The organism is Paenibacillus sp. FSL H7-0350, from assembly GCF_038593195.1.
GTDB lineage: Bacteria > Bacillota > Bacilli > Paenibacillales > Paenibacillaceae > Paenibacillus_AQ.
Window position 1 is genome coordinate 1,821,161 of the sequence record NZ_CP151972.1, and the last position, 21,580, is coordinate 1,842,740.

The following is a 21,580-nucleotide window of genomic DNA, read 5'->3' on the forward strand; positions in this document are numbered from 1 at the left end:
GAGAAACCCGAACTTATCAGTCTGTTCCCGCGTATGAATGAAGTCCGGCAATAACCAGGTTAACGCCGACCAGGGTAAACATTACGATTAGAAAGCCGAGTACAGCGAGCCAAGCGGATTTGCGTCCCTGCCATCCGCGGGCCAGCCGCAAATGGAGATAAGCACTGTAGAACAGCCAGGTGACGAGTGCCCAGACTTCCTTGGGGTCCCATCCCCAGAATCTGCCCCATGCCACCTCGGCCCATATCATTGCAAAAATCAAAGCCCCCAGTGTGAAAATCGGGAACCCGATGGCGATTGCCCTGTAGGTAATCTCATCCAGATCATTCTCGTCGATTCCATCAAGCACCGGATGTAGGGCCTTCCCAAGCGGCTTACGCACGGCCAGCCGAAGAAGTCCATACAAGAGCAGTCCGGACAGCAGTGACCAGATCACGGTGTTGAACTTGCGTCCTGCATTGACGCCATTCATCCAGGAAGGTGCTTGAAACAAAGGCTTCTGAAGCCCAAGAAACGGCTGGAAGCTCTCAATTTCGCTATGGTACGGTGCCACAATCGGCGGCATTTTATAACTCACTTTCTCTATTGTACTATCTTCCTGCCCGGGGCTGTCAATCGTAACGTTCGAACGGACAAAAACAGATTCATAGCCCGCACCGCGGAAGGCAAATACAGATCCAAGAAACCCAATTATAACAATGATCGAGAACAGAGTAAATTCGATCAGCCGCTGTTGCTTACGGTCACTCCGTTCCTTGCTGTCAAATTTCACTGTCCGCAGCAGATACATCAGCCCGGCGGCAAAGCCTACCGCGAAGAAGGACTCCCCAAGCGCAGCAAGTGTGACATGAATATTCAGATAGATCGATTTCAGCGAAGGAATGAGCGGCTGTACTTCCTGCGGAAATACCGCTGCATAGGCCATCACAACAATGGAGATCGGAACCGCAAATACCCCGAGAATGATCTTGCGGTAGATGGCGAAGATCACCGTAAAGGCAACCATCACCATCATCGATAGGAAGGTCATGAACTCATACATATTGCTGACCGGAATATGACCGGCCCCCATCCAGCGGGTAATGAAGTAGGCCAGATGGCAGAGCAGCCCGAGTGAAGAGGTGATAAAAGCAACCCTGCCCCACCGTGCCGTATGCTCCTCCGGCTTCCTGCCTGACCATTTGCGGCCCATAATGGCAATGGTGAACAACATGAAGGCACCGCTGTATAAGAAGAATGCGGCTATAAAGACGTCACTGCTGAAATCGAGCAAGCTCATGCCATGCCTCCTCCGTTGTCCAATGATTTGTCATCGACTGTCATGTCTATCTGCTCCAGAATAGAAACGAGCTCACGGCGGAAGCCGAACCAGTTCTTGTTCGTATGGCCTCCAAGCACCAGCTGTCCGCCCTCAACGATCAGCCAGATGCGTCTATGCTGCCAATAGAAGCCGAGTATCAGCCCCAGCATGACAATACCCGCACCCACCCAGACGAACGGCATTGCCCGGTCCACACGGATATTAAGATAGGTGGTGGATTCCGAGAAATCCACATCCGTCATACTCCCCACCTCAAGTTCCAGAAACCGTGTGCCGCCTCCAAGCTTATCGTTGATGGCCGCCTGCTGGAAGCGCTCCTTGTCCACCTGCTTCGGGAAATAGAAATATTGCTGCCCCTCTGCCGGCAGATCCGGACCACGGATCAGGAAGAGAAACGCCGGAGCGTTCGGATAAGGGGAGGTAGAGACCGGACGGCCTTCCTCATTCAATCCGAAATCCATATACTTCTCCTTCAGCTCAAGGGTGTAGGGTCCCGCCTTGAAGCTGCGCTGCGGATTCTTCATATCCAGTCTGAACTTGCCGTAGCTCTCACCGGTTGAAGCATTGACGAGATCAGGCTGCACGGAACGCAGCACAGGCGTAAGATCATAGTCAAACTGATACGCTTTCATTCCTTGGTAGCTCAGCGGAGAATTTACCTGAATGTCGTGCCGGGCAACTTCCGCAAGCTGAGGCTCCTTGGAGGGATCGCTGCAGTCCGCCGTACATTCATAAAGAACCGCCTTAGTCTCATAAAGCTTAGGGAGAACCTTCTTGCCCCGGAATTCCTCGGGCATCTCTTCTTCACTATAGAATTCTACTGTGAACTTCTCATTCTTCAGGTACATGCTGGTGTCCGGTATCCGTACTGCCTCTCCCTGCGGGAAGGCAAGATGCTGATCCATATTCAGACCCGGAAGTCCCCTGGCAAGCACAGCAAGTAAAAATATAATCAGGCCGATATGTATTACATAAGGACCCCAGCGGCTGAAACGGTGTTTCTCGGCCAGTAATGCGCCGCCCTCCGTCCGCACGCGGTATCCTTTCTTCTGAAGCGGCTGAACGATCCGTGCCACCCATTCCTCCGGCTCCCCTTCCACCTCTGTATTCAGCGTAAGCTTTTGACGGGTAAGGAATTGGCGGTGCTTGCGGATCTTCTGCCGGGTTAGCGCCTTGTAGAGCGGAAGCACGCGGTCCAGGCTGCAGATAACCAGAGAAGCTCCGATCATGACCAGCAGCGTCACGAACCACCAGGATTCATAGGTATGCGAAAGGCCGAGTCTATAATATATATTCCCGGCTGTTCCATACGTTTGTTCATAATAGGTTGAAGCATCAATATTCAGAAAGGTGCTTTCTTGCGGAAAAATCGTACCGAGCATCGCACCCAGCAGCGTCAATACAATCAGGTAGATGGCGATTTTGACTGAGGAAAAAAAGTTCCAGACCTTATCGATCACTCCCGGACTTACCCGCTCCGAACGGCGGGCCACCCCATCGTAGCGCATCTCCAGATTCCCCGAGGCGTTCTCTTCCTTCTCATCCTGCGGCTTGCCGCAGGCTTCACAGAGAACCGTTCCTACCGGATTCTGATGACCGCATTCGCATTTGGTGTTGCTGATCAGCGGCTCATGCTTACTCATGGTTCCACCAGCTTCCCGATTTGCTCGTCAAGCGAGCTCAGATCCAGCTGGCCGATATGAATGCTGTCCACCCTGCCCTTTGTATTAATGAAGAAGGTGGTAGGCAGCGGGGAGACCCCATAGCTGCGGACCGCATCACGTCCCTTATCCATCACAACCGGAAAATCAATATCCACGAGCTTCACGAAATTGTCCACCGTCATCTGATCCTCGCCCACATTCACGCCTAAAACTACAACACCCTGGTCCTTCCATTTCTCCCACTGCGCCTGGAGGGCAGGCATTTCCTTCACGCATGGTGCGCACCAGGAGCCCCAAAAGTTCAGTACAACCGACTTCCCTCTGAATTCCTCCAGCGTATGGGTCGCACCGTCCAGCCCAAGCAATTCAAAATTAGGCGCTTTCCCGCCTTCTTGAGGCTTGCCGTCTCCCCCGAACACAGAGGAGCTGATGGCATAAGCCCCAAGCAGAACGATTAGTAATAGTATCACGATTTGGATTGGCTTCCTGGCTTTGCCCATACAGGGGTACCCCCTTCTGTGACGCAACTCATTACTTTAGTTGTAAGGTGTGAACATCCTATGAACATTATAACGAATATTGTCACAGTTTTAGGAGGGGGAATTGTGAACTTTATGTGTCTTTGCGTGTCTGATTATCCCGAAGCATTCCCGCTTTGGCAATTTGCTGCAGATGATTGATCTCATCCTTGGTCAAATGGCGGTAAGAGCCGCGCTTGAGATTCTGGAGCATGATATCCCCGAAAGAAATGCGCTTCAGACGGATAACCGGATGTGACACAGCCTCGAACATCCGCCGGACTTGGCGGTTGCGGCCTTCATGGATGGTGATGCTGATTACCGCTTCCTTATTGGCTTCATCGATATCCTTGTATTCGACTTCCGCCGGAGCGGTCATGCCGTCCTCCAGCTTAATGCCGGCCTTCAGCTTGTCCAGCGCTGTGCCGTGCGGCACACCCTTGACCGTGGCCAGATACGTCTTCGGCACATGATGCTTCGGATGCGTGAGCAGGTTGGCAAACTCACCGTCATTCGTCAGCAGCAGCAGCCCTTCGGTATCGTAGTCCAAGCGGCCTACAGGGTATACACGCTCTGTAATTCCTTTCAGGTAATCCGTTACTACCTTGCGGCCCTTGTCATCCGAGGCGCTTGTAATTACACCTTTGGGCTTGTTGAACATAATATAGATTTTATTCTCGCCCCGGATCAGTCTGCCCGAGACTTTAATAATATCAGTTGCGGGGTCCACCTTCGTGCCAAGCGTAGTTACGAGTTCCCCGTTGACTTCCACTTTACCGGCCAAAATCATTTCTTCACATTTGCGTCTGGACGCAACACCTGCTTGCGCCAATATTTTCTGTAATCTTTCCATTTTCGACTACTCACCTCAGGTTAATGATAACCATCAGAGGCATAAATCACAAGATCATTCCACGGAAAAAATGCGCCGGGGCAAGTCTCGCTATGCGATTCCACCGTAAGCGGCGATATTTCATAGCGCCCGGACAGCTCCAGTATAAGCTTCCCCGCCGCGAACAGCTGCTGCTGGCGCTCCGGCAACTGGGGCAATTGTTCCGCCTCCCCATAGTTGCCCTCAAGGCATATATGAATATGCTCCGGGTCTGTCAGCAGCGGCGCCGCATAGACTGAGCCGTTCAGCCCGACCCAGAAGTCAAAGCCTTTGCCGTTAATAGACGGACAGCGGGAATGATGCAGAATAAAGCCTTTGTACTCCACCCTTGTCGTCCTCCCTCCGTATTGCTGAAATAGCATATGAAGTGGGGGGGCGGGCGGTGAGGAATGTTTGTTAGAATGTTTGGGGAGCGATGTGAGAGCAGGGCTTGAGCGGGGCCAGAGAGGGTAAAGGCGTTGACTATTCGTAACTCCTAGGAATGTTTGGACTTCCGGCCGCTGTTAAAGTTGGATTTCCTTGATTAGACTGCCATGCGGCAGTAGAATTCCAACACAGCTTATGCTTACGATGCGAGCTTTCCCTAGGAAAGCTTTCAGGCGGACGCTGGCGCTCCTACAGTTCCAAAATTCCTCTCCGTTACTCCTTCTACGCACGGGCAAACCTAATAACAAACAGTCCTCACCTCCCGGAAGGGGGTGAGGACTGTAGGACAAGCGGCAAGCGGCTGCGGGTCAGCGCTTGGGGACCACCACCACCGGCGGCAGATTGCCAGGGAAGTGATAAGGTGCATTAATACCCCTCATTCGCTCATACAGCCAACTTTTCCTGAAATCAGGTGCATTAATACCCTTCATTCGCTTATCCAGCCGACTATTGCTGAAATCAGGTGCATTAATACCCTTCATTTGCTCTCTCCTGAAGGCAAGCTGTTAGATAAACGTATCTTAATTTATGAGTTTCGGGGAAATTGGCTGAAGCAGGTGGAAAAAGGGCGTTTAATTGGTTTGATTTCACCATGTTGGCGAGAATGAGTATAACTAGCAGCATTTTTCCAACTATTGTCTCCACAACGTTCATCCGTCTAGCAACAAGTGGAGGAAATCCATCTATCAACCTGCTGATTACCCGAACACCAGCAGACAAACAGCAATCGCAGCAATAAAGCCGACGATGTCCGAGAACAGGCCCACCTTTAGTGCATAGCGGCCGTTGCGGATGCCTACGGCGCCGAAATACACAGTCAGCACATACAACGTGGTGTCTGTGCTCCCCTGTATAGTAGAAGCAATCATACCGATGAGGGAGTCCGGGCCGTGGACGCGGATCAGGTCTGTAGTATAGGCAAGTGATCCAGTGCCCGTCAGCGGGCGCAGGAGACCGAGCGGAAGCACCTCTGACGGAATACCCAGCCCCTTCAGCAGAGGGCTTACAAAGCCCATGAGGAAGTCCAGCGCGCCAGACGCGCGGAACACACTGATGGCCACCAGCATGCCCACCAGATGGGGGATAATCGCAATGGCGGTGCCGAACCCGTCTTTCGCACCCTCCACGAAAGATTCATAGACCGGAACCTTACGCGTGAAGGCATACAGCGGAATAAAGGTAACCATGACCGGGATCGCCCAGGCAGAGATCAGACTGATCAGTTGTAACACGGACGCTCACCCCTTCACCGAAGATTGTGGGAGCACCCCGCTCCCGTTCGCCGGGCCTGTCCCGGTGTTGAGGACCGGCGGCGGTCCGGGCGGCCTGCGGAGCAGAGTCAGGCGGCGGAACAGCCTGTCCGCAGCAATCGCCGCCAGGGTCGCCACCGCCGTCGCCGCCAGAGTGGTTCCGACAATGGCCGCCGGGTCCGCCGATCCGTAATTCAGCCGGATCGCAATCAGGGTCGCCGGAATCAGGGTGATGCTGGCGGTATTCAGCGCAAGCAGGGTACACATGGCCGGCGTTGCGGTCTCCTTATCCGGGTTCAGTGTCTGCAGCTCCTGCATCGCCTTAATGCCCATCGGAGTGGCCGCATTCCCCAGACCCAGCAGGTTGGCGCTCATATTGGAGAGAATGTAGCCGATGGCGGGGTGCCCTTTGGGCACATCCGGGAACAGAAAGGAGACTACCGGACCCAGCACTCTGGAGATTTTCTTCAGCAGGTCGGCATCCTCCGCAATCCGCATTATGCCCAGCCAGAACACCAGCACACTGATCAGCCCGAAGCTGACGGTCACCCCGCTCTTCGCACCATCGAATACGGCGGCGGTGAACTCGTTCATCCTTCCGTTAACTGCCGCAAAGCCAAACCCGATCAGAATCATCCCCAGCCAGATTCCATTTAACATGGGTATCCCCTCCCCCGCTTCATTTTTTATACTCTATCTTACAGAATGGTTTCGCTATTCCCCCGTGTGAAACAGCGCCCGCAGCGCACTGCCGAAGGCCTGCAGCCAGTTGCCCGCCGGGTAGGCGGAGGCACGCGCAGCGGTATATTTTTTCACATACGGCGAGGTCTCCGGCGGGAGCTGGCCAGGCGTGTACACCGGAACCCGCCCGATCTCCTGATCTCCCAGCCGTAAAATAATCACACCTCTGAGCCCGAAGTTAACATCGCCCTCACTCCCGCTGGCATTTACACCTGCCCTGCCCGCACCCGTACTTACACTGGAACCAGCACTTGCACTCCCCGTACCCGCAGCATTGCCATTCGCAGAAGTCTGCGGATCTGCACTAAGCACCAGCTTGTTGACGAGCCTAGCTTCCTCCCCCTGACCAAGCGGATAGGCGAAGGCCTTGCCGGTCACCAGACTGTAGCCTTTGACGGCCTCGCCCCGCTCGACCAGCGTCTTCAGAGGATAATGGTTGAAGCCGAAGTCCAGCAGCGAGGCATGGTCGTTCCAGTCATTTCCGTCGTTCAGCGTAACAGCCACGAGCTGCTGCCCGTCCCTTGTAGCGGAGCTTACCAGGCAGCGCAGCGCTTTTTTGGTATACCCCGTCTTGACCCCATCCGCTCCTTCGTAGAGGCGCAGCATCTTATTCTTGTTGCTCCATTTATAGTCCCATTTCTCATAAGGATTGTCCGCTGCCTTCTCTTTGGTGGCTACGATCTCCTTGAACACCGGATTATGCATCGCATATGCGGTCAATACAGCCAGATCATTCGCGCTGGAAAAGTGGCCTTCTGCATCTAATCCATGCGGATTGGCAAAATGCGTATTTTTCAAATTCAGCTCCTGCGCCTTCGCGTTCATCAGGTAGACAAACCCTTGCTCCGAGCCGCCGACATGCTCGGCGATTGCCGTTGCCGCATCATTACCGGAGCGCAGCATCAGCCCGTACAGCATATCCTTCAGCGTCATTTCCTCGCCCAGCTTCAGGTACAGGGAGGAACCCTCTTTGGCAAAAGCATTTTTGCCGACCTTGACCTTCGACATGATATCGCTGTTCTCTATCGCCACAAGGGCGGTCATAATTTTGGTCAGACTGGCAATCAGCATCGGTTCATCCCCGCGGCTGCTGTACAGTATTCTTCCGGATGTCACATCAATCAGCGCCGCCGCCCTGGCATGGGTAGTGATCGAACGGTTCTCTGCACTAACGGCAGACACCGGCACCAGCGCAAGCAGCAGTGCACACAACAGTAAGGACAGCATAGATTTTCGGGTTAATGTCTTCATGTTCATCCTCCGGCTTCTTATCCGTTCCTTACGCAACGGTTCATCAGTCTTGCCTGGTTGTACAAGTGTATGCGGGGCATAGGGCAGGTATGTCCTATCCTCCATCATCCGGCAAAAAAGGGATATCACCTTCTAAGGTGATATCCCGGGGCTAATTTGTTATTTCCTTGTATCCTAATGTGTTGACGTATTCTAATGCGTTGACGTACCCTAATGTGTTGACGAATGGTCAGACGAGCCGGACCCGGTCTCTACAACGGTTTTGGTTACCTTAGAGCCGGGAATGTCCGAAGCTTCGGGAACCATGCCGGGCTGGAACATATTCTGAATTTTGTCGAGCAGGGTAGGCGTGGCATCAATAATTTTCTCGAACAGATGAGTCTGATTATCCAGCGGCACAATATGTACCCCTTCCCTGCCAACGACTAGAAAAGCAATCGGACGAATAGACACGCCGCCCCCGCTGCCGCCCCCGAAGGGAAGCATTTTGACGCCGGACCCGCTGCTGTTCACGCCCGGACCGTCATCCTCCACCCTGAAGTCACTGCCGCCTGCTGCGAAACCGAACGTCACCTTGCTAATTGGCAGAATGACGGTGCCATCGGGCGTTTCAACCGGATCTCCAACAATTGTATTTACATCAACCATGCCTTTAATATTCTCCATTGCGGTCTGCATGAGACCCTGAATCGGATGATCTGACATTGTTTGTCTCCTCCTCGAGTGTATATAAATGTACCTGCAGTATTTATCTTGCCCACTATAGATTGGAGTATGTAGATTATTTAGGAGCGTTCACGTCTGAGCAATTTCTTCCACCGGCCCAGACCGCCTTCCACCTTCGACACTCGGCGCAGCAGCAGAAGCCCTGCATAGAGCGCATATCCGGCGGACAACTTGCCGCTACAGACGGCTTCTGTTGCAAAAGACGGCTGATCCCGGAAGACAGGAGCCACAAATATTCCCGGCTTATGCACCAGTCTGACCATGCGGGAGAGCACGCCGATCATCGTCCACTTCAGTCCCCATAAGGCCCCTACCGCCGTGGCGGTCGTTGCAGCCTCCCCCAGCGAGAAGTCTGTGGACCAGTCCAGCTTGGTGATCTGAATATGAGACAGGGTGTCATTCAGCCATTTTTTCAGCCCGCGGGTGGCATGTAACGCAGTACGTACATTCTTTAGCCATTGCGTCACAGATTCCTTATCGACCTGCCCTTCCTTGTCGCTATCCAGCTTCACTGGTGCGATTCCGCTCTTCTCCACTTTGAGCTTAATTCCCTGTTCGAGGCTCTGGAAGACTAGCGCAGGCACCTCATAATGAATTTTAACGAGGCCATATACAGCTTTGATGTCGAATTCGATGCGGTCATCCTTACCCAGTCTGCGCACACGAAAGTGAAAATGAATCGATGACGCCAGAACCAGCAGGAACAGCAGAACAACGAGCAGCAGCAGGATTAAGGGTATTGCCAGCCATAACGTCACACGGTTAACCTCCAAGCAGACTTTAGAATAATAAACATGGAGCCTCTGGATTAGTATGGCAATTACGGCTGGATAACATTCGGTGATTTCGCAAACTTCTCCATTTTCCACGAAAAAATGCCGCTGCCCCCGAAGGGACAACGGCATCTCTATCACAGCAGTGGTACGCTGCAGTTATTCGACCTCATCGAAGGTCATCTGGCTGTCCAGCTTACTGAACAGCAGCTGGGTCTCCTCTTCCAGACCCTCGGAGGTATCGAAGCTCGACGGCTCCGGCAGCTCCTTCAGGCTGGCCAGCCCGAAGCTGTCCAGGAAGGACTTGGTGGTGCCGTACAGAATTGGACGCCCGACAGCCTCCGCCCGGCCCACCTCGTGGATCAGATCCTTGTTGCCCAGCGTGTGGATGGCCCGTTCGGATTTGACACCCCGGATCTCCTCGATCTCCACTCTCGTGATCGGCTGGCGGTAAGCCACAATCGCGAGTGTCTCCAGCGCCGCCTGGGACAGGGAGGATCTGGAGGGCGAATAAGCCAATCGCTCGAAATACTGCGCATGCTCCGGGAGTGTCGCCAGCCGGTAATTCCCGGCAATCTGGACCACCTGAAGACCCCGGCTCTGCGAGTGGTAGTCCTCTTTTAAATCATCCAGCGCTCTTGTCGCCAGATCGGGCCGCTGCTCGGTAATCTCGGCAATCTGCCGGACCGACAGCCCTTCATCCCCTGAGAGAAACAGCAGGCCTTCAATAATTGATTTCAGCGTGTTGTAGTCCACTGGCATCCTCTCCCCCTCTCCACTCCATAACAATATCCTCAAATAATTTCTCCTGGTAGCAGTAAATGGCCTTCATCTTCATCAGCTCCAGAATAGCCAGGAAGGTGGCGACGATCTCCTGCCGGTCCATCTCCTCATGCAGCAGGGACGAGAACCGCATTCTGCCGCCGGTCCCTTTGCGCTGCAAGGCTTCAGACACCTCACGAATCCGGTCCTTGACCGAGATCTCATCCCGGGTGATCCGCTGGTACGAGGTGCGCCGGGCAGCCTTGCTTAGCGCCTTGCGGAACGCAGCGATCAGGTCGGCGGTATGCAGGCCCTTCAGTGTATTGTCCGTCTGCGCAGGAACGAAGGGGCCCAGATCCTCAGGCTCCTTCGTAAAAATCAGGCTGCGCTCGCTCTCCATATCCAGCAGATGCACCGCGATGCTCTTGAACTTACGGTATTCAATCAGGCGCTGCACCAGCTCTGCGCGCGGATCATAGCCGTCATCCTCATAATAATCGAAGTCCTCGATTTCAATGACGGGCGGCTTCGGCAGCAGCATTTTGCTCTTAATCGACAGGAGAGTGGCAGCCATCACCAGAAATTCACTGGTAATATCCAGCTCCAGCTCCTTCATTCCCTGTAGGAATTCCATATACTGCTCGGTGATCTCGCTGACCGGAATGTCCTGGATGTCGATTTCCGCCTTGTCAATCAGATGCAAGAGCAGATCGAGCGGACCTTCGAACGTCTCCAGCTTGTACAATACAGTCACGCGGTTTCCTCCAGCCCAAAAAAAGTAAAGTGCAGCGCCGCAAGGACGCTACACAAGTAGAAAGATCTATGTTCATGCTTTCTTCTCATACTTATAAATAAGCACGACTTACGGTCTTTCGTCAAGAGGCGTATTATTTGAACAGCTTATTCAGGTTAGCCATTTCAATAGCAGCCGTCGCTGCATCCCAGCCCTTATTGCCGGCTTTGGTCCCCGAGCGCTCAATGGCCTGTTCAATATTCTCCGTCGTAACCACACCGAAAATAGTCGGAACACCGGTCTTAAGGTTAATCGCCGCCACGCCCTTGGCCACCTCGTTGCACACATAATCATAGTGTGTTGTAGATCCGCGAATGACTGTGCCCAGTGTGATAACGGCGTCATATTTGCCGCTTTCGGCCATTTTCTGGGCGATCAGCGGAATTTCGAATACGCCCGGTACCCAGGCAACATCCACTTCATCATCGGCGGCGCCATGGCGCTTGAAGGCATCGAGTGCCCCGGAGAGCAGCTTGCTGGTAATGAACTCATTGAAACGTCCTACGACCACCCCATATTTCAAACCCTCAGATACTAAGTGTCCTTCAAAATAATTCGGCATGCTACTCATCAACCCTTCGTGTATAGGATAGGTAATCTATGATTAAATTTTGGAATCCTCATTCTGTTCGATGTCGTCAAACTTCAGCAGATGGCCAAGCTTGGCCTGCTTCGTATGCAGATAATTGCTATTGTCCTTGTTCTCCGGCATCTGGATCGCTACGCGCTCCACCACCTCAAGGCCGTAGCCTTCCAGCCCCTTGATCTTGCGAGGATTGTTGGTCAGCAGCCGGATCTGGCGGATGCCGAGATCCTTAAGAATCTGAGCCCCGATGCCATAATCCCGCAGATCTGCCGCGAAGCCCAGCTTCAGGTTGGCATCCACAGTATCCAGCCCTTCTTCCTGCAGCTTATAAGCGCGCAGCTTGTTAATCAGGCCAATTCCACGGCCCTCCTGGCGCATATAGAGGAGTACACCCCTGCCTGCTTCTTCAATCTGGCGCAGCGCCGCTTCGAACTGCGGACCGCAGTCGCAGCGGTGCGAATGGAACACATCGCCGGTCAGGCACTCTGAATGCACACGCACGAGCACCGGCTCATCCCCGGAGATATCACCTTTAACCAGGGCAACATGCTCCTTGTCGTCCACCTCGTTCGTATAGGCAATGGTCTGAAAATCACCGAAATCCGTCGGCAGATTCACCGCTACCTCACGGGTGACCAGATGCTCCTTCTCGTTACGGTAGTGAATAAGGTCCTTGATACTGATCAGCTTAAGATCATGCTTCTTGGAGATTTCAATCAGGTCAGGCAGGCGGGCCATGGTACCGTCCACCTTCACGACTTCACAGATGACACCTGCCGGGTAAGCCCCGCACATGCGGGCCAGATCGACAGCAGCCTCCGTATGCCCGGAACGCCGCAGGACTCCGCCCTTCTTGGCGATCAGCGGGAACATATGCCCCGGTCTGCGGAAGTCGGCCGGCTTGGCCTTGGGGTCCAGCATGGCCTTAATCGTCTGGGAGCGTTCGCCGGCTGAGATCCCGGTCGTCGTATCCGCGTGGTCAATCGATACCGTGAACGCCGTACCATGGTTATCGGTATTCTGGGATACCATCGGGTGCAGGTCTAGCTCCTCTGCACGCTCCGCTGTGATCGGTACGCAGACCAGGCCGCGTCCTTCGGTAATCATGAAGTTAATCACTTCCGGGGTAGCCCGTTCCGCCAGAGCAACGAAGTCTCCTTCATTCTCACGGTCCTCATCATCTACAACGATAACGACCTTACCGCGCATTAAGTCATAAATCGCATCTTCAATCGGGTCTAGAACACTGTCTTTATCAGCTTGCTGGCTCATACTACTGTCCTCCTAAATAGCTATACGCTTACCTGACGGCTTGCCGTATGCCTGATCAATAGATTATACGAACCCGTTGGCCGCCAAAAAATCATGGCTGATCTTCGAGCTTCCTCCATCCTCTTCATTGCCCGCGCGCGAACCGTAATGGAGCAGATGGTCCACGTATTTACCGAGCACATCACATTCGATATTCACCCGGTCTCCCGCCCGCTTGTGGGCCAGTACCGTCTCTCCCAGCGTGTGCGGGATAATCGACACGGTGAAGGTTGCGGCTTCCGTCCTCACAACCGTAAGGCTAATGCCGTCTATGGTAATGGAGCCTTTGGGAATGATGAATTTGAACAGGGATTTGCGGTCCGGTGCAATCTCGAACACCACTGCATTCTGATCGCGCCTGACGCTGCGGATCTCACCGGTTCCATCCACATGCCCTTGGACAATATGCCCTCCGAAGCGTCCGCCGGCAGCCATAGCGCGTTCCAGATTCATTGCGGACCCGGTGCGCAGCTCCTTGAGCGTACTGTTGCGGTAGGTCTCGGGCATAACGTCAACCGTGAAATGATGGTCTCCGAGTGAGGTTGCCGTGAGACAGACCCCATTGACCGCCACACTGTCGCCGATCTTGAGATCTCCCATAATGAGCGATGCGCCGATATTCAGCACCATCATCTCCCCGCCGCTGGTGACGCTACGCAGAACTCCCACCTCTTCAATCAAGCCGGTAAACATACCATCCCTCCTTCCTGAATAGTCGGTTAATGCTGAGGAACCGGGGTTCCGCTGATACACACATTATCCCCGAGCACTTCCACTTCCAATCCTTCAAGCTGGATGGCATCACGCATCAGCTCCACACCCCCGAAGTCGAAGGTCCCCGCTGCTTCCGCGCCGCCGCCGACAATCTTGGGAGCGAAGAAGAGGACCACACGGTCAACCAGTCCCTCCGCAAGCATCGCCCCATTCAGCGTCCCGCCGCCTTCCAGCAGAATAGACCCAATCTCCATTGCACCGAGCGCAGCCATAGCCGCCTGCAGATCCACACGCGGACCGCTGCCCGCAGCAATGACCTCTACCCCTGCAGCCAGCAGCGCTGCTCTGCGGTCAGGATCGGCTGCTTCTGTCGTTACGACCACCGTAGGCGCGAGTCCATCCTTGACCACCGCGCTGCCTGGCGGAAGCCGCAGCGAGGAGTCAATGATAATCCGCAGCGGATTCCGCCCGGGCACATTCAGTCTGGTCGTCAGCGAAGGGTTATCGGCAATCACCGTATTCACCCCGACCATAATTCCCTGATGGCGGTGACGCAGGGTATGTACAATCTCCCGTGCCTCAGCATTCGAGATCCACTTGCTGTCTCCGGTCCGGGTGGCGATTTTGCCGTCCAATGTGCTGGCGCTCTTGAGGGTTACGAACGGCTGCTTCGTCAAAATATACTTGATGAACTTCTCGTTCAGCCGCAGCGCCCGGCCCCGCAGCAGACCTACTTCAACATCAATTCCCTGCTCGCGCAGCATCGCAATTCCCCGGCCTGCCACCTGAGGATTGGGGTCCTCACAGGCGACGACCACTCTGGCCACCCCTTCGTCGATCAGACGCTGACTGCATGGAGGCGTAATGCCATAATGGCTGCAAGGCTCCAGCGTAACATAGGCCGTACTGCCTTGTGCTTTGCCTGCTGCCATATTGAGCGCATGCACCTCGGCGTGTCCGGTCCCGCGCTGCAGATGAGTTCCAATCCCGATCATGGCACCGTCCTTCACGACTACGCAGCCAACCACAGGATTAATTCCGGTCTGGCCCTGTGCCCGCTCCGCCATATCCAGCGCAAGGGACATGTAAAACTCATCGTTCATCTTATCCATGTCTTGTCTCCTATCCCAAGGCTATAGTCTTCATGTGTACCCAACCCTAAACAGAAAAACCCGTCTCAATCTCCAGGAGGAGTTCAAGACGGGATATACGAGAGGTGATCACAGCAAAGAATATATGCGTAAATAAACGCCGGACCTCCACCATTGTGAAAGTTCGCACATAATATCCGAAAACATTGCTGCTCGGCCGCCTGCTGCAAGCACGGCACGTGAATCTCTCCTTCTTCCATCCAGACTATACTGTCGGTCCCGGAATTACACCGGGTCCACCGTCCGTAGCAATATCATACGAAGCGGGTAGCGGACTAAGCGCCGGAACCAGCTATATTCAGCCAGATCCGTCAGCATCACCGCCGGTAGGGAATCACACCCTGCCCTGAAGGATTGATCTATTCAGTTCAATACTAAGTTACGCCTACAACAAAATTATCACTTCACTGCGGGAAAAGCAAGTGTGCTTCAGAAATTTACTATATTTATGTAACTTAATTCCCTTATACACCCTTCTCGCGATGCTTGTCCGTTCTCAGCAGATCGCGGATTTCCGTCAGCAGGACCACATCCGGTGCCGGGGCGGGTGTCTCAACCACCTCAACCTTAACGGTCTCCTTGCGTCTGAACCGGCTGCTCAGCTTCACCACCAGGAAGATGGAGAAGGAAATAATGAAGAAGTCGACTACGGTCTGGAGAAACATACCGTATTTCACCTCAGCTTCTCCGGTTCCGAAGCTTAGTTCCTTCAGATCAATACCTCCGCTGATCAGACCGATAAGCGGCATAATAATGTCTCCCACCAGCGAGGTAACAATTTTGCCGAATGCCGCTCCAATGATTACGGCAACCGCCAGATCAAGTACATTGCCTTTCATGGCGAAGCTTTTGAATTCCTTCCACATGACGAACCATCCCTCCGAAACTTTGAATTTGAAATTATTATAGCATTTATATCAACACGTATAGCAACCTGTAAGCAGAAAAATATATAAGTGGAGTAGGATTAACGTGTGCCCTTGGAATAACGCTCCGCAAACGGACCGTTATTCCAATCGCTGTGGTCGTAAGAATTTTTTTCATTCCCCTGAGCGGTGAAAATCCGGAGACCGCTGATGCTTCCGAAGCGAGCTTTCCTGTGGAAAGCTTTCAGGTGAACGCTGCCGCTTTTCCGCGGGTCGTTCCGTCCGCTCCGCTGTTTAAGCGGGGTACGAAATACCTAATATTCTAACTAGCTCAAAACCCATTCATCTCAAAAGAGTGAGCTTAGTACGCTCAATTTTAGCATGGACCAATTGACTCTGAATCTACGGAATGCAGCCCAAATGAGCGAATGAAGTGCATAAGTACACTTAAATTTATCAGAAGGGAGCAAAAGGAGCGAATGTAGTGCATTAATACACTTGAATTCCCACGAATTGAGCAAAACGAGCGAATGAAGTGCAAAAGTACACTTGAATTCATCAGCAATGAGCAAAACGAGCGAATGAAGTGCATAAGTACACCTGAATTCATCAGAAGCTACCAAAACGAGGATGGCGTAAAGTAAGTTGTGTACCACAATTTGGAGCCTAGCCAGGCACCAAAAAAGTAGGGTATCCTCGGGTTTACCACAACACCAAGAAGGAGCCCTACTCGATGACTATTGTACCCGAACATATGCTAAATAATCTATTTGAAAAACTTGTTAAAGACTTCATGAAAGAGAATATGGAATCGCTCCTGCGTGCCGAAATCCAAGGATTTATGGCGAGTGAAGAAGCCGGTGCCAGCAATAGCCGTAACGGATACTATACACGGGATCTGCATACGAGATACGGCCATATCGAGGATCTTCAGGTTCCCCGGGACCGCCAGGGTCTCTTTCAAACTCAGATGTTTGAACCCTACCAGCGGCGGGAGGGCTGGCTGGAGGAAGCGGTAATCCAGATGTACAAAAGCGGCATGGGCACCCGGGATGTGGCCCGATTTATTGAAAGCATGTTCGGCAGCCATTACTCGCCCACCACCATCAGTAACATCACCGCTACGGTGCTGGAGGATATCCACCAGTGGCAGAAACGTCCGCTGAGCAAGCGCTACTCTGTGATTTACCTGGATGGGTTATACGTGAAGCTCAAACGGGGCACGGTCCGGGGCGAAGTCGTCTATTTTGCCATGGGAATCGACGAAGAAGGTCAGCGTCAAATCCTGGGGTTTTACGTGGGGGGTCAAGAGAGCTCGAATGGCTGGCGGGAGGTGCTCAAAGATCTGTACGCGCGCGGGGCCCAGGAAGTGCTGTTAGGTGTATTTGACGGACTGCCTGGGCTAGATGCGGCTTTTAAAGAAACCTACCCGCAGGCGGATGTGCAGCATTGTGTGTGTGTGGTGCACAAAGTACGAGCTACGTTACCCAAAATCCGGGTGGAGCACAAAACCGATGTGATTAAAGCCCTGAAGACCGTGTATGATGCACCGGATGAGGTCGTGGCCCGGGCGAACTTTGACACGGTGAAAGCAAAGTGGAATGCGTTATACCCGAAGGAAATGCGGTCTTGGGAAGAGCAGCTTTCGACGTTACTGACGTTCTACAAGTACCCGGAACCGATGCGTAAAGCGATTTACACGTCCAATCCAATTGAGCGAATGAACAAGGAAATCCGCAAACGTCTGAAGCCGATGAACAGTCTGACCAACATGGATGCGGCAGAAAAAATCGTATATCTGGAAATGTTGGGCTACAACGAAAGGTTTGGGCAGCGAGTCACACCTGGCTTTGGGGTGGACACGGTGAAAAAGAAGCTCAGCCAGCTCTATGAAGCCCGCTACCCTTCGTTGCCGACAGCTGAAGAAGAGTAACTAATGAATCCAGTTTCTGGGAGTCAGGGTTCCCCCTCCCCCCAGAAACACTACACCCCCAACCCGTAACCCCGGGGAGGTACTTCTACTCATTTACACAAACTTCTTGACGCTACCAAAACGAGCAAATGTAGTGTATAACCAGAAGCACAAAGGAGCGTTTCTCCAATAAGGGAGAAACGCTCCTTTTTTCATATTCAGCTTCGAAGAAGATATAGGTTTTGTTGCCACCTATGGAATATTTACTTTTGGTACAGCCCCTGCTGTAGCCCTATCCTGCTGCTCTAATTCAGCCTAATCCTGCTTGCGTGTTCTGCGGAATACCCGGCTGAGGATAAAGCCGCCCAGAATGAGGCCGGCACCCGTCAAGTAGATCGGCAGCGGGCTGTTCTCTCCGGTCTGCGGCAGTCTGCCGTTGCCGTCATTCGTACTGGAGACCGTTCCCTGCGGTACCGCATCGTCTTCAACATCTACTTCCGGATTGCCCAGCGGGATATTATCGTCGATCGGCGTCACCACTTCAGGCGCTGCCGGTCCCGGAGTAGCGGTTGATGTCGGTGCAGATGGCTGCGGGGTTCCAGGTAATCCTGGGCCTGCAGGAATCTGCGAATCATCGATAATCACTCCCGGTTCGAAGGTGCCAGCTGGTGTTGGCACCGGAGTAAATACCGGTCCTCCACCAGGCGATGTCGGAACAGGTGTAGCCTCTGGCCCCGTAGAATCTGTAGGCACCGGCGATGGAACTGTAGTCGGAACTGTAGTCTCTACAGGTGTCTCAGTTGGCACCGGAGTTACAGTCGGCGTTGGTGTTACTGTCGGCGTTGGCTGCTCCGCCAGCTTATTATACAGGGTAAGATTCAGCACGGCCGATGAGCCGATTGTCACCGGATGCTCCGTGGAATCAAGCACATAGCCTTGCGGTGCAACCGTTTCAATCAGGACATAGCTGCCCAGCCACAGATTGTTAAACGCCGCGATGCCTGCTGCATCTGTGGTGCGGGTATTCACCAGCACCCGGTCACTTCCGTTCAGGCGGTATAGCTCATAGGTAGCTCCCGCCAGCGGTTTGGCACCATTGCCTGCTTCCAGCTTGAAGACATTAAGCGTCCCTCTGACGCCGCTGCCTGTTCCCGAACCGCTGGAGACCCCAACGATAATCTCCTTAGTCGTCTCCTTGGTGATAAGTTTGACGTTATTGCCGCTGAACCTTACCGAATTGACGAGCTTATCGCCAGTATTCGCAACGATCAACGACTGATATTCCAGCACATAGGCGGAATGGATGTCACCAAGGAAGCTTAAAACGAAGGACTGTCTGCCCTGTGCATCGGCGCTGATCGTTAAGGTGTAATCGGTATCCTTCACAAGCGGCGTGCCGCTCTTCGTGACTTCGCCGTTCACAGCCGTAACCGTACGGTAGAGCTGGAAGCTGTCCGGCAGCAGGATCTGATTCGTGCTTGGCACATCGGTGATCACGGCATCTTTTACATGGGACTGGGTGCGGTTGATCGCAATGGTCCAGTTCAGCTTATCTCCATTCTGCGCACCGTCTTTGAACACATATTCGTCCCCATGCGGGATATCTACCCTGGCATTCAAATCCTTGGAGACCTTCATCATGCCATCCAGCAGCTTGGCTGTATTGAGAACCTTGGTTCCAATCAGCTTTCCAGACAGACTCGTTTTGAACACGATATAATAGGGCGAATTAATGGCTGTGACAAAATCAACCTTCAACTCATTGCCGCTGCCCACGCTATAGCTGAACTCATTGCCGGCAACCTCAGCGCCAAAGCTATGTTTTCCATCCTTGGCAATATTCATCTTGTATACCTTCAGTGAGCCGGGTACCAGAGACTGTCCGTCACTCAGTACATCCGTCACTACAGGATCGGCAATGAATTTGCTGTTGTAATTGACGCCTACGGTCCAGGTCAGTTCTTTGGCCGAAGCATCATATGCCCCGGATTTGAACCCGTTGGTCTTCACCTCAAAATTAGGAATAAACTTACCGCTGGCTTCCGTCCACTGTGCCTTGTTCTGGCTGTCCTTCCAGTCAATCCGGGCCACGTTGATGAAATCATCCGTATTGCCGGTAAGCCAGTCATTGCTGAATTCCGTGTGATAACTAATGGTATAAGTACCTGTAACAGGTGAGTTGAATTTCACCTTGAAGCCTTCATTCGGCTGAGCCGGTGAATTCACAATCAGGGTATAAGCCGATGAAGGGATCACTGTGCCGGATAGTGTACGGACCACCAGAGAACCTGAGATGTATTTCTGTCCTCCCTGCGGGAAGCTGTCTGTAACTACCACTTCGTTCATTGGGTAATTGTCACCATTGAACGTGATTTTCCAGTCGGTCGTATGCTTGTTGTAATCCACCCCGGACAGATTCTTATAGATAATAATGGGCCGAATCAGTTGAGTAGCGTTGCTGCTATAGGTACTGTCAGAGACAGTGTTGGTAATCTTCGTATCTTTGAACACACGATCTGCGGCTTTGGTCGTATATTCGATCAGATAAGCCGATTTCACTGTATTCTTGAACTCCAGTCTGAATCCGTTGCCGGATTCGTTGCTGACTGGTGTTACTGTGTAATCACTGCCTGCATTAAGAGCCGTGCCCTTCGTAGCTTCTCCGGCTGCATTCAGGGTAACCGGATAGATCCTCACCGAGTTCTCCAAGAGCACCTGGGAGCTGTTGAACACATCCGTCAACACCGCGTTCTCCGGGGAGATCGTCCGGTTATTGTAGTTGTATTCGATAGCCCAGTTGATGGTCTGGGTGCCCCAGTCATAACGGACGGCTTTTTTGTTAAGGCTGCCTCCGCGTTCAATGACCACTGTATCCGAAGCGCTTACCGGGTCACGGCCGTCCCCTGTGAAGGTTGCCGTGTTGGTGAAGCTGGACAAGTTGTCGCTTACTACCTGCGTTGTATACGCGATACGGTATGCCCCTGTAATCACTGGGTCCGTGAACTGAAGCTTCAGTGTCCCGCCGGAGACGCCGGCTGTATATTTGCTGCTGTCTACCAGCTGCCCTTGCGTGACTGTGCCGTCAAGCTGAACATTCAGCTGATATACGGCAAGTGTAACCGTGCTGTCCAGTGCGAGCCCGGCAGGAATCGGGTCGGTCACAGCAGCGCCGCTTACCGGCTCCAGTTTTTTGTTCACATCAACGGTCCAGTCAATATGATCCGCGTTGAAGCCGCTAGAGATTCCCTTCTTGGTAATCGTCGAGCCTACAGTAGGCTTGAACGATACCGTAATCGTCTGGACTCCGCCGTTCACCGGGAACAGAATCTGCTGGACGGTGCTGCCGCTGATCACTTTTTTGTCAAATTGGGTATTAATACGTAGGGTCCCCTGCACATTGGCATGACTCTCGATATAATCGCCAAACGTCATCACTACCTGATGGGTAGCCTGGCTGACTGTGAATGTGCCTACCGTTCCATCGTCCGATTCCAGTCCGCCTTGAATGTCATTGAAGAGCTGGAATTGCTCGGGAAGCTGGAAAGTAAAGCTGTCTCCCTGACTATAGCCGTGGCCGTTAGGAAGCGACCAGGTATATTCCAGCTTCACGGTGGAGTCCACATCATACACACTGCCTGTCACCGTCTGTCCATCCGGACCATATACCGCCATGGATACGCTGGTAATAATGTCCTGGTCCTGCTCAATGGCCGCCGCTGTAGCCTGCTGGGTGAAGCCCAGCCCTGAGACCAATTGCACAAATAACATGGCGAGGATCACTGCCAGGCTTGTTCTTTTTTTCACCATTTCCCATAAGCCCCCGTTCTTCCGATTGAATGATTTGAAGCATACCTGCTAAAAAGATGGCTGCTGAACGCACCGGTAAGGACACACTCCACCTGAAGTTTCGTTATGTATACGGG

At 53.1% G+C, this 21,580-nt stretch carries 20 protein-coding genes and 1 riboswitch; of the genes, 1 reads left to right on the forward strand and 19 read right to left on the reverse strand.

Annotated features, from left to right (window positions below; translation table 11 throughout):
* Nucleotides 1–16: 16 nt before the first annotated feature.
* The 18 genes from ccsA to mscL form a co-directional block, all read right to left on the reverse strand.
* Complete coding sequence (gene ccsA, locus NYE24_RS08575) at nucleotides 17–1,279, reverse strand: cytochrome c biogenesis protein CcsA (RefSeq protein ID WP_036698192.1); 1,263 nt, start codon at nucleotides 1,277–1,279, stop codon at nucleotides 17–19.
* On the reverse strand, nucleotides 1,276–2,964 hold the full coding sequence (locus NYE24_RS08580; RefSeq protein ID WP_036698194.1) for a cytochrome c biogenesis protein ResB: 1,689 nt from the start codon (nucleotides 2,962–2,964) through the stop codon (nucleotides 1,276–1,278). The genes ccsA and NYE24_RS08580 overlap by 4 nt, the downstream gene beginning before the upstream one ends.
* A complete protein-coding gene (resA, locus tag NYE24_RS08585) occupies nucleotides 2,961–3,485 on the reverse strand; it encodes a thiol-disulfide oxidoreductase ResA (RefSeq protein WP_036698196.1) in 525 nt (174 codons plus the stop codon). The genes NYE24_RS08580 and resA overlap by 4 nt, the downstream gene beginning before the upstream one ends.
* 112 nt (nucleotides 3,486–3,597) lie before the next feature.
* Nucleotides 3,598–4,356 carry a pseudouridine synthase gene (locus NYE24_RS08590; protein WP_076156589.1) on the reverse strand — a complete coding sequence of 253 codons (759 nt, stop codon included), beginning with the start codon at nucleotides 4,354–4,356 and terminating at the stop codon, nucleotides 3,598–3,600.
* A gap of 20 nt (nucleotides 4,357–4,376) precedes the next feature.
* The gene (locus NYE24_RS08595; RefSeq protein ID WP_341025898.1) at nucleotides 4,377–4,721 is read right to left on the reverse strand and encodes an N-acetylmuramoyl-L-alanine amidase; all 345 of its coding nucleotides are present in this window, start codon (nucleotides 4,719–4,721) and stop codon (nucleotides 4,377–4,379) included.
* A gap of 408 nt (nucleotides 4,722–5,129) precedes the next feature.
* Nucleotides 5,130–5,303: a hypothetical protein gene (locus tag NYE24_RS08600; protein WP_342478475.1), complete on the reverse strand. Its 174-nt coding sequence runs from the start codon at nucleotides 5,301–5,303 to the stop codon at nucleotides 5,130–5,132.
* Nucleotides 5,304–5,519: 216 nt separating this feature from the next.
* On the reverse strand, nucleotides 5,520–6,053 hold the full coding sequence (locus tag NYE24_RS08605) for a spore maturation protein (RefSeq protein WP_036698201.1): 534 nt from the start codon (nucleotides 6,051–6,053) through the stop codon (nucleotides 5,520–5,522).
* Nucleotides 6,054–6,059: 6 nt separating this feature from the next.
* Complete coding sequence (locus tag NYE24_RS08610) at nucleotides 6,060–6,731, reverse strand: nucleoside recognition domain-containing protein (RefSeq protein WP_342478476.1); 672 nt, start codon at nucleotides 6,729–6,731, stop codon at nucleotides 6,060–6,062.
* A gap of 54 nt (nucleotides 6,732–6,785) precedes the next feature.
* Complete coding sequence (locus NYE24_RS08615) at nucleotides 6,786–8,069, reverse strand: D-alanyl-D-alanine carboxypeptidase family protein (RefSeq protein WP_342478477.1); 1,284 nt, start codon at nucleotides 8,067–8,069, stop codon at nucleotides 6,786–6,788.
* A gap of 204 nt (nucleotides 8,070–8,273) precedes the next feature.
* Nucleotides 8,274–8,768, reverse strand: coding sequence for a GerW family sporulation protein (gene ytfJ / locus NYE24_RS08620; RefSeq protein ID WP_036698205.1), 495 nt, complete (start codon nucleotides 8,766–8,768; stop codon nucleotides 8,274–8,276).
* Nucleotides 8,769–8,848: 80 nt separating this feature from the next.
* Nucleotides 8,849–9,547: a DUF2953 domain-containing protein gene (locus NYE24_RS08625; protein ID WP_342478478.1), complete on the reverse strand. Its 699-nt coding sequence runs from the start codon at nucleotides 9,545–9,547 to the stop codon at nucleotides 8,849–8,851.
* A gap of 174 nt (nucleotides 9,548–9,721) precedes the next feature.
* Nucleotides 9,722–10,318 carry an SMC-Scp complex subunit ScpB gene (gene scpB / locus NYE24_RS08630; RefSeq protein ID WP_036698207.1) on the reverse strand — a complete coding sequence of 199 codons (597 nt, stop codon included), beginning with the start codon at nucleotides 10,316–10,318 and terminating at the stop codon, nucleotides 9,722–9,724.
* Nucleotides 10,287–11,078 carry a segregation/condensation protein A gene (locus tag NYE24_RS08635; RefSeq protein ID WP_036698209.1) on the reverse strand — a complete coding sequence of 264 codons (792 nt, stop codon included), beginning with the start codon at nucleotides 11,076–11,078 and terminating at the stop codon, nucleotides 10,287–10,289. Before NYE24_RS08635 ends, scpB begins: the two co-directional genes overlap by 32 nt.
* Before the next feature lie 133 nt (nucleotides 11,079–11,211).
* A complete protein-coding gene (gene ribE, locus NYE24_RS08640) occupies nucleotides 11,212–11,679 on the reverse strand; it encodes a 6,7-dimethyl-8-ribityllumazine synthase (protein ID WP_036698212.1) in 468 nt (155 codons plus the stop codon).
* A gap of 42 nt (nucleotides 11,680–11,721) precedes the next feature.
* Complete coding sequence (locus NYE24_RS08645) at nucleotides 11,722–12,975, reverse strand: bifunctional 3,4-dihydroxy-2-butanone-4-phosphate synthase/GTP cyclohydrolase II (protein ID WP_076162262.1); 1,254 nt, start codon at nucleotides 12,973–12,975, stop codon at nucleotides 11,722–11,724.
* 63 nt (nucleotides 12,976–13,038) lie between these two features.
* Nucleotides 13,039–13,707: a riboflavin synthase gene (gene ribE, locus NYE24_RS08650; RefSeq protein ID WP_036698214.1), complete on the reverse strand. Its 669-nt coding sequence runs from the start codon at nucleotides 13,705–13,707 to the stop codon at nucleotides 13,039–13,041.
* Nucleotides 13,708–13,733: 26 nt separating this feature from the next.
* Nucleotides 13,734–14,840 (reverse strand): bifunctional diaminohydroxyphosphoribosylaminopyrimidine deaminase/5-amino-6-(5-phosphoribosylamino)uracil reductase RibD, encoded by a 1,107-nt coding sequence (gene ribD, locus NYE24_RS08655; RefSeq protein ID WP_076162264.1) that lies wholly within the window; start codon nucleotides 14,838–14,840, stop codon nucleotides 13,734–13,736.
* A gap of 223 nt (nucleotides 14,841–15,063) precedes the next feature.
* Nucleotides 15,064–15,237: riboswitch (FMN riboswitch) on the reverse strand.
* Nucleotides 15,238–15,343: 106 nt separating this feature from the next.
* Nucleotides 15,344–15,745, reverse strand: coding sequence for a large conductance mechanosensitive channel protein MscL (gene mscL, locus NYE24_RS08660; RefSeq protein WP_036698217.1), 402 nt, complete (start codon nucleotides 15,743–15,745; stop codon nucleotides 15,344–15,346).
* A gap of 733 nt (nucleotides 15,746–16,478) precedes the next feature.
* Here mscL and NYE24_RS08665 point away from each other — a divergent pair.
* Entirely contained in the window at nucleotides 16,479–17,678 is a 1,200-nt protein-coding gene (locus tag NYE24_RS08665; RefSeq protein WP_342478479.1) for an IS256 family transposase, read from the forward strand.
* 294 nt (nucleotides 17,679–17,972) lie between these two features.
* On the opposite strand, the gene NYE24_RS08670 is transcribed toward NYE24_RS08665, so the two are convergent.
* Nucleotides 17,973–21,464, reverse strand: coding sequence for a collagen binding domain-containing protein (locus tag NYE24_RS08670; RefSeq protein ID WP_342478480.1), 3,492 nt, complete (start codon nucleotides 21,462–21,464; stop codon nucleotides 17,973–17,975).
* Nucleotides 21,465–21,580 lie beyond the last annotated feature (116 nt).